Below are 14,922 nucleotides of genomic sequence, written 5' to 3'. Positions count from 1 at the left end.
GCGGTGAAGACTCGACACCTCCACCACACCGGAGGTCTTCGCCATGATCAAGACCCGTCGGCGTTAACAACGCTCGTGGTCAATACACCTAGGGGTATCCGGGGGGCCTGTGGGGCGGCTCACGCGCGGGCCGCCGCGTTCTCACGCAGAGTTGAGATCCGGCTACGCGGGTCAGGGGGTTTCGTCCGGCTCTGTCCGGGTCGTGGAGGGCTTTCGGTCGCTCTGCGTGGGCGTACCGTCGCCAGTCGTCGTGGGATCCGGCTCACCGGCACCCGGCGTGGGAGGCCCCGCCGCCTCGGCGTCGGCGAACCGTACCGGGGTGTCGAAGGCGGCACGGCGGGTGGCCCGGCGCAGGGCCCGCAGGACCGAGGGGCCCAGCACCAGTGCCAGCACCACCGTGAGCGCGGCGCGCGGCAGGTCCCAGCCCAGGGAGGTGGCGAGGCAGTAGACGAGGAAGCGGCCCAGGTTGTCGGCGACCGGGTCGCCCGGCACGAAGGAGACGCCGGTGGACAGGCCGCCCAGGTAGGTCCAGCCCTGGAGGTTCATCACCGTGCCGTAGAGGACGGAGGCGAGGGCGCCGTAGGCGGCGATCAGCAGCAGTTCGCCGCGCCCCCGCAGCCTGTCGCGGCCCGGCAGCAGACCGGCGCCCATGCACACCCAGCCCATGGAGAGCATCTGGAACGGCATCCACGGCCCGACCCCGCCGGTCAGCAGCGCCGAGGCGAACATCGACAGCGAACCGAGCACGAACCCGAAGCCGGGTCCGAGCACCCGCCCCGAGAGCACCATCAGGAAGAACATCGGCTCGATGCCCGCCGTCCCCGCCCCCAGCGGACGCAGCGCCGCCCCCGCCGCCGCCAGCACGCCGATCATGGCGATGGCCTTGGAGTCGACCCCGTTGTCGGAGATGGTCGCGACGACCACCGCCAGCAGCAGCGGCAGCAGCGCGGCGAAGAGCCACGGCGCGTCCTGCGCATGAGCCAGCCCCGATTCCGGGGCGGCCAGCAGCGGCCAGCCGAAGGCCGCGACCCCGACGGCACTGACCAGCGCCAGGGTCAGCGCCGACCGGAGCCCGATCCGCACCGCCCGCGTCTGCCGCTGCACGGCCGGGCCCCCGCCGGGGCCCTGGCCGCCCGGCGGCGGCCCGGTCTGCGGCAGACCGCCCCGCGAGGCGCCCTTGCGAAGCCCGGCGCTCCCTCCGGCGGTCCTGCCGCCGGACTCCGTACGCCGGCTCACCGTTCCCCCTCGGATGCCTGGCCCGGACCGTCGCCGGGCCGGTGACCAGGGCCTTCGGCCTCGTGATCCGCCGACGGGGCCGCGCGCCCGGCCTCGGGAGGTTCGGCCGCCCGGGTGGGCGCGGCTTCCGCCTCGGTCCCGGTGTCCCCGGCCGCGTCCAGCGCCGCCCGCACCTGGGAGACGGTCAGCCACGGCTGCGGCGCCATGATCTTGGTGACCTGCGGAGCGAAGGAGGGCGAGGAGCGGACGACGTCGGCCGTGGGACCGTCGGCGACCGCCTCCCCCTCGGCGAGGATGACGACGCGGTGGGCGAGTTCGGCGGCCAGCTCCACGTCATGGGTGGCGAGGACCACCGCGTGCCCCTCGGCGACCAGGTTCCGCAACACCTCGACCAGCCGCGCCTTGGCCGCGTAGTCCAGGCCGCGGGTCGGCTCGTCCAGCAGGATCAGCGGCGGGCGCGCGGTGAGCACGATCGACAGGGCGAGGGTGAGCCGCTGCCCTTCGGAGAGGTCGCGGGGGTGGGTGGCGTCGTCGATCCCGGGCAGCAGGCGGGCGACCAGCGCCCGGCAGGTGCCCGGTTCGGCCCCGGCGTCGGAGTCGGCGGCGGCGCACTCGGCGGCCACCGTGTCGGCGGAGAGCAGGTCACGGGGGTCCTGCGGCACCAGGCCGACGTGGCCGATCAGTTCCTGGGGGCGGGTCCGGTGCGGGGTCAGCCCGCCCACCCGGACCGTGCCCGAGAAGGGCTCGACCATGCCGACCAGGGAGCCCAGCAGGGTGGACTTGCCCGCGCCGTTGCGCCCCATCAGGGCCACCGTCTCGCCGGCGCGGACCCGCAGCGACACCTCCCGCAGCGCCTCGACGCGGCCCCGCCGCACCACCAGCCGGGAGGCCTGCGCGTACGGCTCACCGGTGGCGCGCTCCGCCTGGGGGCGGGAGGAGCCGAAGAGCCCCCGCAGCCTGCCCCGGCGCTGCTCCCGCCGCGTACCGCCGGTACCGCCGTCGGCGCCGCCCCGCCGCGCGGGCGGACCCGGCAGCCGTACCCCGCCCGGCGGCGGCACCGGGACCTCCGCCAGCCGCTCACGCAGCCCGGCCGCCCGGCGGCGCGCGTCGCGGACGGTGAGCGGCAGCGGGGCCCACCCGGCGAGCCCGCCCAGCGCCACCACGGGCGGGCGGACCGGCGAGACGGCCATGACCTCGGCCGGGGCGCCCGTCACCAGCTCGGCGCCGGGAGCCGCCAGCAGGGCGACCCGGTCGGCGTACTGGACCACGCGCTCCAGCCGGTGCTCGGCCAGCAGCACGGTGGTGCCCAGGTCGTGGACGAGGCGCTGGAGCACCGCCAGCACCTCCTCGGCGGCGGCCGGGTCGAGTGCCGAGGTCGGCTCGTCCAGCACCAGGACCCTGGGGTGCGGGGTGAGGACCGAGCCGATCGCGACGCGCTGCTGCTGGCCGCCGGAGAGGGTGGTGAGGGGGCGGTCGCGCAGTTCGGCCAGGCCCAGCAGGTCGAGGGTCTCCTCGACGCGGCGGCGCATCACGTCCGGGGCGAGGCCCAGGGACTCCATGGCGTAGGCGAGCTCGTCCTCGACGGTGTCGGTCACGAAGTGGGCCAGCGGGTCCTGGCCGACGGAGCCGACCACGTCGGCCAGTTCGCGGGGCTTGTGGGTGCGGGTGTCGCGGCCCGCCACGGTGACCCGGCCGCGCAGGGTGCCGCCGGTGAAATGCGGGACGAGGCCGTTGACCGCGCCCAGCAGGGTCGACTTGCCGACCCCCGAGGGGCCGACGAGCAGCATCAGCTCGCCCTCCGCCACCGTGAGATCGACCCCGCGCACGGTCGGCTCCGGCGCACCGTCGTACCGCACCGAGACGTCCTCGAACCTGATCACACCGCACCTCCACGAGAGCCCTGCCACCGCACCACCGCACCACCCGCGCCCGCCCCGCCGCGCGTCGGACCGCCGCCGCTCACGTCCCCTCCCGGGGCCGGGGCGCCACGAAGGCCGGGACCAGACCCAGCAGCACCGCCGCGGCGGGCCGCAGCGGCAGCGTCGGAGCGGTCAGCGGCACCGTCGGCGGGGTGAGCTGCCCCGGTGCCACCGAGCCGAGGTGGACGAGGAGCGCGGCGACCGCCACCCCCGACCCGGCGACCACCCAGGCCCGCACCCCCCACCGGTCCGGCCGGTACCTGCTGCGCACGCTCCGCCGCCCGCCGAGCCACAGCCCGGCCAGCGCGGCGGCAAGCCCCAGCGCCAGCACCGGCCCCCCGAACCCGCCGCCCTGGTCGGCGAGGAGCCCGTACGTGCCGAGGCAGACGCCGATCAGCCCGCCCAGCGTCAGCGCGGCCGTGGTGCGCCGGATCGCGGGCGGCACGGCGGCGGTCCGGCCGTAACCCCGCGCGTCCATCGCGGCGGCCAGCGCGACCGACCGCTCCAGCGCCCCTTCGAGCACCGGCAGCCCCACCTGGAACAGGCCGCGCAGCCCCCGGTCGGGGCGCCCCCGCAGCCGCCGGGCCGCGCGCAGCCGGCGGACGTCGGCGACCAGGTTCGGGGCGAAGGTCATGGCGACGACGACGGCGACGCCCGCCTCGTACAGGGCGCCCGGCAGGGACTTCAGCAGCCGCGCCGGGCTGGCCAGCGCGTTGGCCGCGCCGACGCAGATGAGCAGGGTCGCCAGCCGCAGCGCGTCGTAGAGCGCGAAGAGCATGCCCTCGGCGGTCACCCGGCCGCCGAGCCGCACCCCCCGCGCCCACTCCGGCAGCGGGACCTCGGGAAGGGTGAACAGGACATGGGTGCCCGGCACCGGTGAGCCGAGGAGCATGGCGAAGAGCAGCCGGATCGCGATGATCACCAGACCCAGCTTGACGAAGGCCCCGTAACTGCGCGCCCACGGCGAGGAGGTGCGGCGCGCCGCGACCACGTATCCCGCGACGCCGATCAGCAGGGCGAGCAGCAGAGGGTTGCGGGTCCGCGAGGCGGCGGCGGCCAGGCCCAGCGCCCACAGCCACCACGCCCCGGCGTGCAGCGCGTTGGACCGCGTCGCGAGCGGGGCGAGGAGCGCCGGGCGCGCCCGGCGGGCCTGCTGGAGGGGGCCGTGCATCACCGGACCGCCGCTCAGCCGCGCCGTCGGCGGGACTGCCACACCGCCGCCGCGCCCAGCACGGCCACGGCGCCGGCTCCGACCAGCAGCCCGGCCGAAGGACCGCCGGGACCGGAGCCGGAATCCGCACCGGATTCCGGCTCCCCGGCCTCGGGCGAGGCCGCCTCCGAGGTCCCCTCGGCGGACGGCTCGCCCGAGCCCGACACCTGCTCGCCGCACCCGGCCTCCGGGTAGCCCACGATGGCGCAGAGCATCGCCGAGGAGTCGTACCGCAGCGGCGGCGCGACGGCGGCCAGCGCGTCGGCGGCGCTCGCCTCCTCGGCCACACTGGCGCAGGCGGTGCGGGGCTTCGGCGGGCGCTCGCCCTCCGGCGCGTCGGCGGCGGTGCCGAAGTCGATGACGAGGGCGACCCGCTTGCGGCCCGCGCGCTCCTCGGTGGCGGCGCAGATCTCCGCGAACCCGGCCTTCGCCCGGGGCGCGGCCGAGTCGTCGGCCTCCGCGCTCACCGCGAACCGGAACCCCTGCACCGAACCGTCGCCGGGCAGGGCCTGGGTCGGGCCCTGGGTGGCGTAGCTCCAGGTGGAGCCCTCGCGCTCCCAGAACGACCAGTACCGGTACCCGGCGGCCTGCGCGGGCGCCGCCACCAGCAGGGCGAGCAGCAGCCCGAGGAGCAGCGCGAACCCCGCCCGCAGGGTGCGGCGGGCGGGGCGGGACGCGGCGGAGCCGGGGGTCACTTGCGGCCGGACTTGTTGCGCAGGCTCAGCATCAGGCCGACACCGGCGCCGACGAGCAGGCCGACGCCGATGATCCACCAGACGCTGAGCTGCGAGCCGTCCTCGTCCGCCGCCTGCTCCTCGCCGCCCTGGGCGTCGGAGCCGCCCTTCCCGTCGGCCTCCGGCTCGGGACCGGTGGCGTTCAGCGCGGCGACCAGGTCGGTGGAGCCGAAGGCGCGCGGGTCGGTGCCGGTGGCGTGTGCGGTCAGCACGAGCTGGGCGTAGGCGGAGGGGCCGGACTGCTTCGCCCAGGCGGGTCCGTTCTTCTTCAGCCAGGCCAGCGGCTTCTTCGCGGCGTCGGTCAGCCCGGCCGCGTACAGCGCGGTCACCGCGTCGGCGGTGTTGCCGATGTCGGGCTGGTCCTCGGCGCCGGGCGTGGTGGAGGTGAGGTGGCCGTCCTTCTCGAGCAGGCCGGCGAGGTGGGCGGCGCCGTTGGCGGCGGCCGTCCGGGCGTCGGCGGGCTTCTCGCAGGCCGGCTGCGCCCCGGTCTTGCCCTTGGTGACGACCAGCGAGGAGCCGAGGCCGCCGAGGACCCCGGCGGCGGTGGCGTCGGCGTTGGCGTTCAGATCGCCGTTCTTCTCCGGCTGGAAGGCGAAGGCACCACCGCCGGCGCACTCCAGGCTGAGGCCGAGCAGCGCGTCCTCGGGCGTCCTGTCCTTCCCGGAGGTGACCGACGCGGCCTTCGTCCCGGTAGCGGCGAGCGCGCCGACCACCAGCGAGGTCGAGTTGGTGTCGGTGTCGTCGCCGGGGGTGTAGCTCCAGCCGCCGTCGTCGTTCTGGACCGACTTCAGCCAGTCGACGGCCTTGCCGACCGCCTTGTCGTGACCGCCGAGCGCGGCGAGCGCCTGCACGGCGGTGGCCGTCTGGTTGGTGTCGACCGGCGTCTTCGCGTCGCAGGCGGCCGACGGGTCGGCGCGGAACGGCGCGAACGAACCGTCCTCGCACTGCTGCCCCATCAGCCAGTCGACGGCCTTCGCCGCGGGCTCCACCCCGGCGGTGTCCTGCGCGAGCAGGGCCAGGGACTGGCGGTAGACGCCGTCGTAGGTCGGGTCGCCGTCGCCGTACAGGCCCGAGGGCACCCGGACGGAGGGGGACGGAGCGGGGGAGTCCTCGGCGACGGCGGCCGGAGCGAAGGCGGCCGACGCCGCCGTCAGTGCGGTCAGCGCGGTGAGCGCCAGGGCGCTGCGACGGACGGTCATGAGTGGTGGGTGCCCTCTCCTGAAGGAAGCCGGGCACGGGCGCGCGAAGGCGCCGGGCTCGGCTCCGTATGCCTCGACGGTGCCGGCCGCCGGAGGGGTCCGGCGGCGCGAGCCGGTCATGAGTCCGGTGAGGCATTCCGGCTGTGCCGGCCCGGATGTCCGGGCGGCTCACGGCTGCGGGTCAGCGCCGGATTCCCACCGGCTTCCCCTCACTCGGTCCTGACGACGACCTGGTCACTGTACCGGTGCGGGGGTGTGGTGGGCCGGGGCCGTTTCCCGGTGGCCGGGAGCCCGGGGCCCGCGCCGTCCGGGTCGTGGTGCGAATCACCTGTTCCGGAGGACCCGAAAGAGCTACCTGCCGGTAGATTCGATGCTTCGTGAACGATCAAGACCGACCGCGCCGAAACTTGTTGCGGATCGGAGTCCCGGCGTAACCTCCCGGGACATTGTGCTGGCAGAAGGGGGCCGGGTAGTGACCGCTGAGGCCATGGAGGCGGACCCCGCACGACAGCAAGCCTCCCCGGAACCGGCCTCGGGCGACCCCCTCGCGGGTGGCGACCGCCCGCTGCGCATCGCCCTCCTCACCTACAAGGGCGACCCCTTCTGCGGCGGCCAGGGCGTCTACGTCCGCCACCTCTCCCGCGAACTGGCCCGGCTCGGCCACCACGTCGAGGTCATCGGCGCCCAGCCCTACCCGGTCCTCGACGAGGGCGTGGAGCTGACCGAACTGGCCAGCCTCGACCTCTACCGCCAGCCCGACCCCTTCCGCACCCCCCGCCGGGGCGAGTACCGCGACTGGGTCGACGCGCTGGAGGTCGCCACCATGTGGACCGGCGGCTTCCCCGAGCCGCTCACCTTCAGCCTCCGCGCCCGCCGCCATCTCGCCGCGCTCGCCGGACGGTTCGACGTCATCCACGACAACCAGACACTCGGTTACGGCCTGCTCGGCGGCGCCCGCGCGCTCGGTGCCCCGCTCGTCACCACCGTCCACCACCCCATCACCGTCGACCGGCAGCTGGAACTGGACGCCGCCGACTCGTTCGTCCGCCGCCTCTCGGTCCGCCGCTGGTACGGCTTCACACGGATGCAGAAACGTGTCGCCCGGAAGCTGCCGTCGGTCCTCACCGTCTCCGGCACCTCCCGCCAGGAGATCGTCGACCACTTCGGCGTGCGGTCCGAGCGGGTCCACGTCGTCCACATCGGCGCCGACACCGACCTCTTCTCGCCCGACCCGTCCGTCGCCGAGGTGCCCGGCCGGATCGTCACCACCTCCAGCGCCGACGTACCCCTCAAGGGCCTCGTCCACCTGGTGGAGGCGCTCGCCAAGCTCCGCACCGAGAACCCCGACGCGCACCTCGTCGTCGTCGGCCGCCCCGCCGAGGACGGCCCCGTCGCGCAGGCCATCGAGCGGTTCGGCCTCACCGGCGCCATCGAGTTCGTCAAGGGCATCAGCGACGCCGAACTGGTCGACCTGATCCGCTCCGCCGAGATCGCGTGCGTCCCCTCCCTCTACGAGGGGTTCTCGCTGCCCGCCGCCGAGGCCATGGCCACCGGCACCCCGCTGGTCGCCACCACCGGCGGCGCCATCCCCGAGGTGGCCGGAGCCGACGGAGACACCTGCCTCGCCGTCCCGCCCGGCGACGCCGGGGCCCTCGCGACCGCCCTCGGCAAGCTCCTCGCCGACCCGGAGCTGCGCCGCCGCCTCGGCACCGCCGGACGCGCCCGGGTCCTCGCCAAGTTCACCTGGCGCCAGGCCGCCCTCGGCACCGTCGCCCACTACCGCCAGGCCATCGCCGGGAGCCCGGGTCGCCCCGCCGCCCCGGCCGCCACCGCCCGACCCGACCGCGAAAGCAGGTCCACGTGCTGACCGTCGACTTCACCCGCTTCCCGCTCGCCGCAGGCGACCGCGTGCTCGATCTGGGCTGCGGCGCGGGGCGCCACGCCTTCGAGTGCTACCGGCGCGGCGCGCAGGTGGTGGCGCTGGACCGCAACGCCGAGGAGATCCGCGAGGTCGCCACCTGGTTCGCGGCGATGAAGGAGGCCGGTGAGGCCCCGGCCGGAGCCACCGCCACCGCGATGGAGGGCGACGCCCTCAACCTGCCCTTCCCCGACGAGTCCTTCGACGTCGTCATCATCTCCGAGGTGATGGAGCACATCCCCGACGACAAGGGCGTCCTCGCCGAGATGGTCCGCGTCCTCAAGCCCGGCGGCCGCATCGCGGTCACCGTGCCCCGCTACGGCCCGGAGAAGGTCTGCTGGGCGCTCTCCGACGAGTACCACGAGGTCGAGGGCGGCCACATCCGCATCTACAAGGCCGACGAACTCCTCGGCAAGATGCGCGGCGCCGGACTCAAGCCGTACGGCACCCATCACGCGCACGCCCTGCACAGCCCCTACTGGTGGCTCAAGTGCGCCTTCGGCGTCGACAACGACAAGGCGCTGCCGGTGCGGGCGTACCACAAGCTGCTGGTCTGGGACATCATGAAGAAGCCCGCGCTGACCCGGGTCGCCGAGCAGCTCCTCAACCCGGTCGTCGGCAAGAGCTTCGTCGCCTACGCCACCAAGCCCCACCTCCCGACGGCGGCCGCCCAGTGACCTCTCCCCGGACGGAACACCTGGTCCTGCCCGGGGTTTTGACCGAGCAGGAGGCCCGCGCCACCGTCGCGGGACTGCTCGCCGTGCAGCGCGGCGACGGGGCCATACCGTGGTTCCGCGGGCACCACCTCGACCCGTGGGACCACACCGAGGCCGCCATGGGACTCGACGCGGCCGGCGAGCACGACGCCGCCGCCCGTGCCTACGAGTGGCTGGCCCGCCACCAGCTCCCCGACGGCTCCTGGTACGCCGCCTACGCCGACGGCGACGCCGAGGAGCCCACCGACCGCGGCCGCGAGTCCAACTTCACCGCCTACGTCGCGGTCGGCGTCTGGCACCACTACCTCGCCACCGGCGACGACGCCTTCCTCGACCGGATGTGGCCGGTGGTCGCCGCCGCCGTCGAACACGTTCTCGCCCTCCAGCAGCCCGGCGGGCAGATCGGCTGGAAGCGCGAGGCCGACGGTACCGCCGTCGCCGACGCGCTCCTCACCGGCTCCTCCTCCGTCCACCAGGCACTGCGCTGCGCGCTGGCCATCGCCGAGCAGCGCGAGGAGCCCCAGCCCGACTGGGAACTCGCCACCGGCCTCCTCGCCCACGCGATACGCCGCCACCCCGAGCGGTTCCTCGACAAGGAGCGCTACTCGATGGACTGGTACTACCCGGTCCTCGGCGGCGCCGTCACCGGCACCGAGGCCAAGGCCCGCATAGACGAGGGCTGGGACCGCTTCGTCGTCCCCGGCCTCGGCGTGCGCTGCGTCGTGCCCAACCCGTGGGTCACCGGCGGCGAGAGCTGCGAACTGGCCCTCACCCTCTGGGTGATGGGCGAGTCCGACCGGGCCCTGGAGATCCTCCAGTCCGTCCAGCACCTGCGGGACGCCGAGAGCGGCCTCTACTGGACCGGGTACGTCTTCGAGGACGAGGCGGTCTGGCCGCGCGAACTCACCGCCTGGACCGCCGGCTCACTCCTCCTCGCGGTCGCCGCGCTCGGCGGCGACGAGCCGACCTGCGCGGTCTTCTCCGGGGACCGGCTCCCGTCCGGCCTCGAACCCGAGTGCTGCTGACCCGCACCCACGCCCCCACCCACGAGAAGCGGCCCCGCCCCCGGACTTCCTCCGGGCGGCGGGGCCGCTTTCTCGTGCGGGTGGTCGCGGGGGTCAGCCGCGCTGGATGCCCGTGGTGTCCTGGAGGACGCCGCGGCGGCCCTCCTGGGTCTGCGCGATCAGCGCCGCACCACGCTGCTCGACCGCCAGGTACCAGTTGCCCGGGGCGAGTTCGGCGATCGGCGTCGGCGCGCCGTCCTCGCCGTAGAGCGGGCGGGCCACCGGCACGGCGAACCAGAACGGGGCGAACTCCCCGCCCTGCGACGGCGCCTGCGGCTGGCCCTGCTGCTGCGGCTGGGGCGCCTGCTGGGCCTGCTGGGCCTGCTGCGCGTCGAAGGGCTGGCCGGGCTGGCCGCCGTACGACTGGGGCTGGCCGGGCTGCGCGCCGTAGGGCTGCTGCTGGGCGCCCGGGTAGCCGTAACCGCCCTGCGGCTGGCCGCCGTACGGCTGCGGGGTCTGCGGCTTGGGGGCGCCGATGAGAGCGCCCTTCAGGGCCGGGACCAGCGGGGTGGCGACGGCGGCGCCCGCCAGGACCAGTGCGGCGATCAGGCCGAGGATGAGGCCGATGCCCGCGTCCGGGCCCGCGCTGCCGGTGTCCAGCGAGCCGCCCGGGTCGAAGATGGCGCCGAGCGCGCTCCACGCGGCGAACACCGAGATGACGATGCCGGCCTGGCCGAGGCCGATACCGGCGACCTTGAGGGGGTTGGGCAGCATCCGGGCGACCACGATCAGCGCGGCCCCGATGACACCGGCGAGGTAGACACCCATCACGAGGGCCCCGTTGTCCCACGCCATCGGGAGCTCCACGCCCTCGCAGGCCGAGCCGTCACAGCTCCAGGTGGAGAGGAACGAGGCGACGAACAGCAACACCGCTGCCACGATCACCACGCCGTCGCCTCTTGTGAGAGAGCGGATATTCACTTCAGGTCCTTCGTCAGTCGTCTCGTGGTCAAGTGGGCGTCCGCTGTCGCCCTGGCTCAGTGCCGGTGCGAAGCGTGGGGGCGACCCCCCATCGTACGGAGGACACTACCGCCCGTCCCCGTGGGGTGTCTGCCGGGAAAGGAGGTCCGCCAAGACCTGCACAGCCTCCCCCCGAACGGCCGTCCGGGCGCCGCCCGGACGCCTACCCCCGCAGGTAGACGGTGATGCCGTCGGCCATGCCGAGCGCCGCCTTCTGGCGCCATTCCCCGTCGGTCAGCAGGGCGGCGTCCTGCTCGTCGCGCATGTTGCCGCACTCCACGAAGACCTTGGGGACCGTGGAGAGGTTGAGCCCGCCGAGGTCGTCACGGACGTCGAGGCCGGTGCCGCCGCCGATGTAGTTGGAGGGCGCGGAACCGGTGCGCTCCACCAGTTTCCCCGCGATGCGCTCACCGAGACGGCGGGATTCCTCGACGATGGGGCGGGTGTCGGCGCCGCCGCCGTGCACGGTCGCCGGGAGGATCACGTGGAAGCCCCGGTTGCCCGCGGCCGAGCCGTCGGCGTGGACCGAGACGACCGCGTCGGCCCCGGCCTCGTTGCCGACCCGGGCCCGCTCGTCCACGCACGGGCCGAAGGGCCGGTCCCCGTCCTGGGTGAACTTCACCGTGGCGCCCCGCTCTTCGAGCAGCTTCCGCAGCCGGTGCGCCACGTCGAGGGTGAACTCCGCCTCCGGATACCCCGCGTTGGTGGCCGTACCGGTGGTGTCGCACTCCTTGCGGTGGGTGCCCACGTCGACCTGGCGGTTGATCTCCGCCGTGTGGTTCCGGTTCCCCGGGTTGTGGCCCGGGTCGACCACCACGGTCTTCCCGGCCAGCGGTCCCGACGCGGGCTTCCGCGAAGGGCCGGCGCCCGGCGAGGCCGGTTTCTCCGGCGGCTTCCCGGAGGACGGTTTCTCCTCCGGCTCCCGCGACGGCTCCCCGGAGGGTGAGGCGGGCGCGCTCACCGAGGGCGCCGCGGCCCCCTGTCCGTCCGTACCGCCGTCCCCGCCGTCGCCCAGCGTCTGCCACGCCAGCCACCCGGCCAGCGCGGCGGGCACCACGGCCGCGGCCGCCACCAGCCCCCACCGGCGGCCGGCCGGGCGGCGCTCCTCGTCTGCTTCCCCGTCGTACGACACGCCCGCGATGCTATCCGCGCTCCTCGGCCCCGGGCACGCCCTTGCGCAGCACCCGCAGCGAGCCGGTCACCGAGACCTCGGTGAACTCCCCGGACTCCAGCGCCCGCAGGTAGATCCGGTACGGGGCCTGGCCGCCGTCGGCCGGGTCGGGGAAGACGTCGTGGATCACCAGCAGGCCGCCGTCCGCGACCTTCGGCGCCCATCCCTCGTAGTCGGCCGTGGCGTGCTCGTCGGTGTGGCCGCCGTCGACGAAGACCAGGCCCAGCGGGCCCTGCCACACCGCCGCCACCTGCGGGGAGCGGCCCACCAGCGCCACCACGTGCTCTTCCAGGCCCGCCGCGCGCAGCGTCCTGCGGAAGGTCGGCAGGGTGTCCATCCGGCCGACCACCGGGTCCACCACCTCGGGGTCGTGATACTCCCAGCCGGGCTGCTGCTCCTCGCTGCCCCGGTGGTGGTCGACGGTGAGGGCCAGGACCCCCGCCCGCCGGGCCGCGTCGGCCAGCAGCACCGTGGAGCGTCCGCAGTACGTGCCGACCTCCAGCAGCGGCAGCCCGAGACCGGCGGCCTCCACGGCCGCCGCGTACAGCGCCAGCCCCTCGTCCACGGGCATGAAGCCCTTGGCGTTCTCGAACGCCGCGAGGATCGGTGAGCCGGGGACGGCGACGGCCTGCTGTTCCATGCGGGACGCTCCAGTACGCGAGGGGGCGATGGCCGCCCCATCGTGCCGCACCCGCCCCGCGCCCCGTCCGCCGGGGCGCCCGCCCCGCAGGTCAGGGCGCCAGCGCCGCCCCCGCCCTGACCGCGTTCGCCACCAGCTCGACGGGGCCGGGCGCGGCGATTCCGTCGGTGCGCACCGTCAGCGCGTGCGGGGCGTGCCCCGTCGCCGAGGCGACCAGGAGGTGGCGGCCGGGCCCGGGCGCCGTCAGCCGGAACGCGCCCGCCTCGTCGGCGGTGGTCCGCGCGGTCTGGACGCCGCCCGGGGTGAGCAGGGTGACGTTGGCCCGTGAGACGGGAGAGCCCTCGGCGTCGCGCACCCGGCCCGTCAGGACGTACGGCCCGTCCGGCTCACCGGAGGCCGGCCGCGGCTCCGCCGTGACGAGGACGGGCTCCGGCCGGGGCGGCGGCCCGGCGGGGAGGAAGAAGGCCAGCACCAGGCCGACGGCGACGGCGCCCGTGGCGATCACGAACGCTAGCCGGAACCCGGTCATCGACGGCACCTCCACCCCGCCGAAGGGAACGGCGGTGCGGGCCAGCACCATGCCGATGACGGCGCTGGAGACGGAGGTGCCGACCGACCGCATCAGAGTGTTGAGGCCGTTGGCCGCGCCCGTCTCGCGCTGGTCGACGGCGCCGATGATCAGTGCGGGCAGCGAGGAGTACGCCAGGCCGATCCCCGCGCCGAGGACCGCCGCGATCACCGCCGTCTGCCAGGCGGCCGAGAGCAGCGCCTGGCCGCCGCCGTAGCCGAGCACGATCACCGCCATGCCCAGCAGCAGCGTCGTCCGGGGCCCGTGCCGGGTGGACAGGCGCGCGTAGAGCGGGGAGACCAGCATCATCGTCAGGCCCAGTGGGGCCATGCACAGGCCCGCCATGACCATCGACTCGCCCAGGCCGTAACCGGTGGCGGTGGGCAGCTGCACCAGCTGGGGGAGGACCAGCGAGACGGCGTAGAAGGCGACGCCGAGCATGACCGAGGCGAGGTTGGTCAGCAGGACCGTGCGCCGGGTGCTGGTGCGCAGGTCGACCAGGGGCGAGGGGGAGCGCAACTGGTGCAGCGCCCAGCCGGTCAGCACCAGCGCGCCGGCGCCGAACAGGCCGAGCGTCGCCGGTGCCGTCCAGCCCCACTCGGCGCCCTTGGTCACCGGCAGCAGCAGGCAGACCAGGCCCGCCCCGAGCCCCAGCGCCCCGGGCAGGTCGAAACGGCCCTCGGCGCGGACCGGGCTCTCCGGGCAGACCCGCCAGGCCAGCGCGAAGGCGGCGGTGCCGAGGACGGCGGCGGCGACGAACAGGGCGTGCCAGTCGGCGTGCTGGGCGATCAGCGCGGCGGCGGGCAGGGCGAGCCCGCCGCCGACGCCTATGGAGGAGCTCATCAGCGCCATCGCCGAGGGCAGCCGCTCGGCGGGGAGCACGTCCCGCATGATGCCGATGCCCAGCGGGATGGCGCCCATCGCGAATCCCTGGAGCGCCCGGCCGGCGATCATCGGCACCAGGTCGGAGGTGAGGGCGCAGAGCACCGACCCGCCCACCATGACGGCGAGGCAGAGCAGCAGCAGCCGCTTCTTGCCGTACAGGTCACCGAGCCGCCCCATGACCGGCGTGGCGACCGCCCCCGCCAGCAGGGTCGCGGTCATCACCCAGGTCGCGTCGGCGACGCTGGTCCCCAACAGCGCCGGCAGGTCCTTGATGACCGGTACCAGCAGGGTCTGCATCACCGCGACCGTGATCCCCGCGAAGGCGAGGACGGCGACGACGCCCCGGCCGCCGCCGGAAGAGGCGGGTGGGAGCTTCGAGGCGGGGGCCGGATCGGGGAGCTGCGGCAAGAGGGACCTCCTGGGGGAGAGGGAAGCGGGCGAACGGGCGACCACCGGCGGGCCGGCTGGGCCACCGGCGTGCCAAGTACGTGTAAGAAGAAGCTGGTTGACGGCACCACTATTCCCCCTCGCCGCCCGCACCGCGCGGGCGCCCCGGTGGCACGCGCCCCGGCACCGGACGCGTCAGGGGGCGCACCGGGGAGCGCGGGGGAGCTCACCGACCGACCGGACGCGGCCCGTCCGGACGTACACCCACCCCGCGGAGCCGGCCTCCGTCATGGACCGGACCCGATCCGCTCGTGC

The 14,922-nt window shown here is 75.2% G+C and carries 12 protein-coding genes and 1 riboswitch; of the genes, 3 read left to right on the top strand and 9 right to left on the bottom strand.

Translation table 11 applies throughout. The features are described from left to right. Positions 1–171 precede the first annotated feature (171 nt). The 5 genes from ACFWMZ_RS26110 to ACFWMZ_RS26090 form a co-directional block, all read right to left on the bottom strand. Complete coding sequence (locus ACFWMZ_RS26110; RefSeq protein WP_383204538.1) at positions 172–1,158, bottom strand: ECF transporter S component; 987 nt, start codon at positions 1,156–1,158, stop codon at positions 172–174. A 74-nt stretch (positions 1,159–1,232) separates the two neighbouring features. Further along, complete coding sequence (locus ACFWMZ_RS26105) at positions 1,233–3,116, bottom strand: ABC transporter ATP-binding protein (protein WP_383204524.1); 1,884 nt, start codon at positions 3,114–3,116, stop codon at positions 1,233–1,235. Positions 3,117–3,195: 79 nt separating this feature from the next. Continuing rightward, positions 3,196–4,329: a CbiQ family ECF transporter T component gene (locus tag ACFWMZ_RS26100; protein ID WP_383204535.1), complete on the bottom strand. Its 1,134-nt coding sequence runs from the start codon at positions 4,327–4,329 to the stop codon at positions 3,196–3,198. Positions 4,330–4,340: 11 nt separating this feature from the next. Then, positions 4,341–5,060, bottom strand: coding sequence for an SCO2322 family protein (locus ACFWMZ_RS26095; protein ID WP_383204521.1), 720 nt, complete (start codon positions 5,058–5,060; stop codon positions 4,341–4,343). Then, complete coding sequence (locus ACFWMZ_RS26090; RefSeq protein WP_383204518.1) at positions 5,057–6,298, bottom strand: prenyltransferase/squalene oxidase repeat-containing protein; 1,242 nt, start codon at positions 6,296–6,298, stop codon at positions 5,057–5,059. The genes ACFWMZ_RS26095 and ACFWMZ_RS26090 overlap by 4 nt, the downstream gene beginning before the upstream one ends. A 109-nt stretch (positions 6,299–6,407) precedes the next feature. Further along, a riboswitch (cobalamin riboswitch) is annotated at positions 6,408–6,546 on the bottom strand. A gap of 224 nt (positions 6,547–6,770) precedes the next feature. Here ACFWMZ_RS26090 and ACFWMZ_RS26085 point away from each other — a divergent pair. From ACFWMZ_RS26085 to ACFWMZ_RS26075, 3 genes are read left to right on the top strand one after another with little or no spacing between them, the layout of a single operon-like run. Further along, entirely contained in the window at positions 6,771–8,165 is a 1,395-nt protein-coding gene (locus tag ACFWMZ_RS26085) for a glycosyltransferase family 4 protein (protein ID WP_383204515.1), read from the top strand. Continuing rightward, a complete protein-coding gene (locus ACFWMZ_RS26080) occupies positions 8,159–8,893 on the top strand; it encodes a methyltransferase domain-containing protein (RefSeq protein ID WP_383176433.1) in 735 nt (244 codons plus the stop codon). The genes ACFWMZ_RS26085 and ACFWMZ_RS26080 overlap by 7 nt, the downstream gene beginning before the upstream one ends. Next, on the top strand, positions 8,890–9,957 hold the full coding sequence (locus ACFWMZ_RS26075) for a prenyltransferase (RefSeq protein WP_383176430.1): 1,068 nt from the start codon (positions 8,890–8,892) through the stop codon (positions 9,955–9,957). Before ACFWMZ_RS26080 ends, ACFWMZ_RS26075 begins: the two co-directional genes overlap by 4 nt. 93 nt (positions 9,958–10,050) lie before the next feature. On the opposite strand, the gene ACFWMZ_RS26070 is transcribed toward ACFWMZ_RS26075, so the two are convergent. From ACFWMZ_RS26070 to ACFWMZ_RS26055, 4 genes are all read right to left on the bottom strand, one after another. After that, positions 10,051–10,917 carry a hypothetical protein gene (locus ACFWMZ_RS26070; protein WP_383176427.1) on the bottom strand — a complete coding sequence of 289 codons (867 nt, stop codon included), beginning with the start codon at positions 10,915–10,917 and terminating at the stop codon, positions 10,051–10,053. A gap of 202 nt (positions 10,918–11,119) precedes the next feature. Continuing rightward, positions 11,120–12,028 carry an N-acetylmuramoyl-L-alanine amidase gene (locus tag ACFWMZ_RS26065; RefSeq protein ID WP_383204532.1) on the bottom strand — a complete coding sequence of 303 codons (909 nt, stop codon included), beginning with the start codon at positions 12,026–12,028 and terminating at the stop codon, positions 11,120–11,122. 70 nt (positions 12,029–12,098) lie between these two features. Continuing rightward, positions 12,099–12,767 (bottom strand): class I SAM-dependent methyltransferase, encoded by a 669-nt coding sequence (locus tag ACFWMZ_RS26060; RefSeq protein ID WP_383204512.1) that lies wholly within the window; start codon positions 12,765–12,767, stop codon positions 12,099–12,101. A gap of 91 nt (positions 12,768–12,858) precedes the next feature. Continuing rightward, positions 12,859–14,628: an MFS transporter gene (locus tag ACFWMZ_RS26055; protein ID WP_383176422.1), complete on the bottom strand. Its 1,770-nt coding sequence runs from the start codon at positions 14,626–14,628 to the stop codon at positions 12,859–12,861. Positions 14,629–14,922: the final 294 nt, after the last annotated feature.

Origin of the sequence: Streptomyces sp. NPDC058373, from assembly GCF_042723275.1 — a bacterium.
In the GTDB taxonomy this organism is placed as follows: Bacteria; Actinomycetota; Actinomycetes; order Streptomycetales; family Streptomycetaceae; genus Streptomyces.
This window is presented reverse-complemented; position numbering and strand designations above follow the sequence as displayed.

What these genes read in the sequence shown, in the direction of transcription:
- ACFWMZ_RS26090 (WP_383204518.1), bottom strand. Translation starts at nt 6,298, where the DNA reads ATGACCGTCCGTCGCAGCGCCCTGGCGCTCACCGCGCTGACCGCACTG.
- ACFWMZ_RS26060 (WP_383204512.1), bottom strand. Translation starts at nt 12,767, where the DNA reads ATGGAACAGCAGGCCGTCGCCGTCCCCGGCTCACCGATCCTCGCGGCG.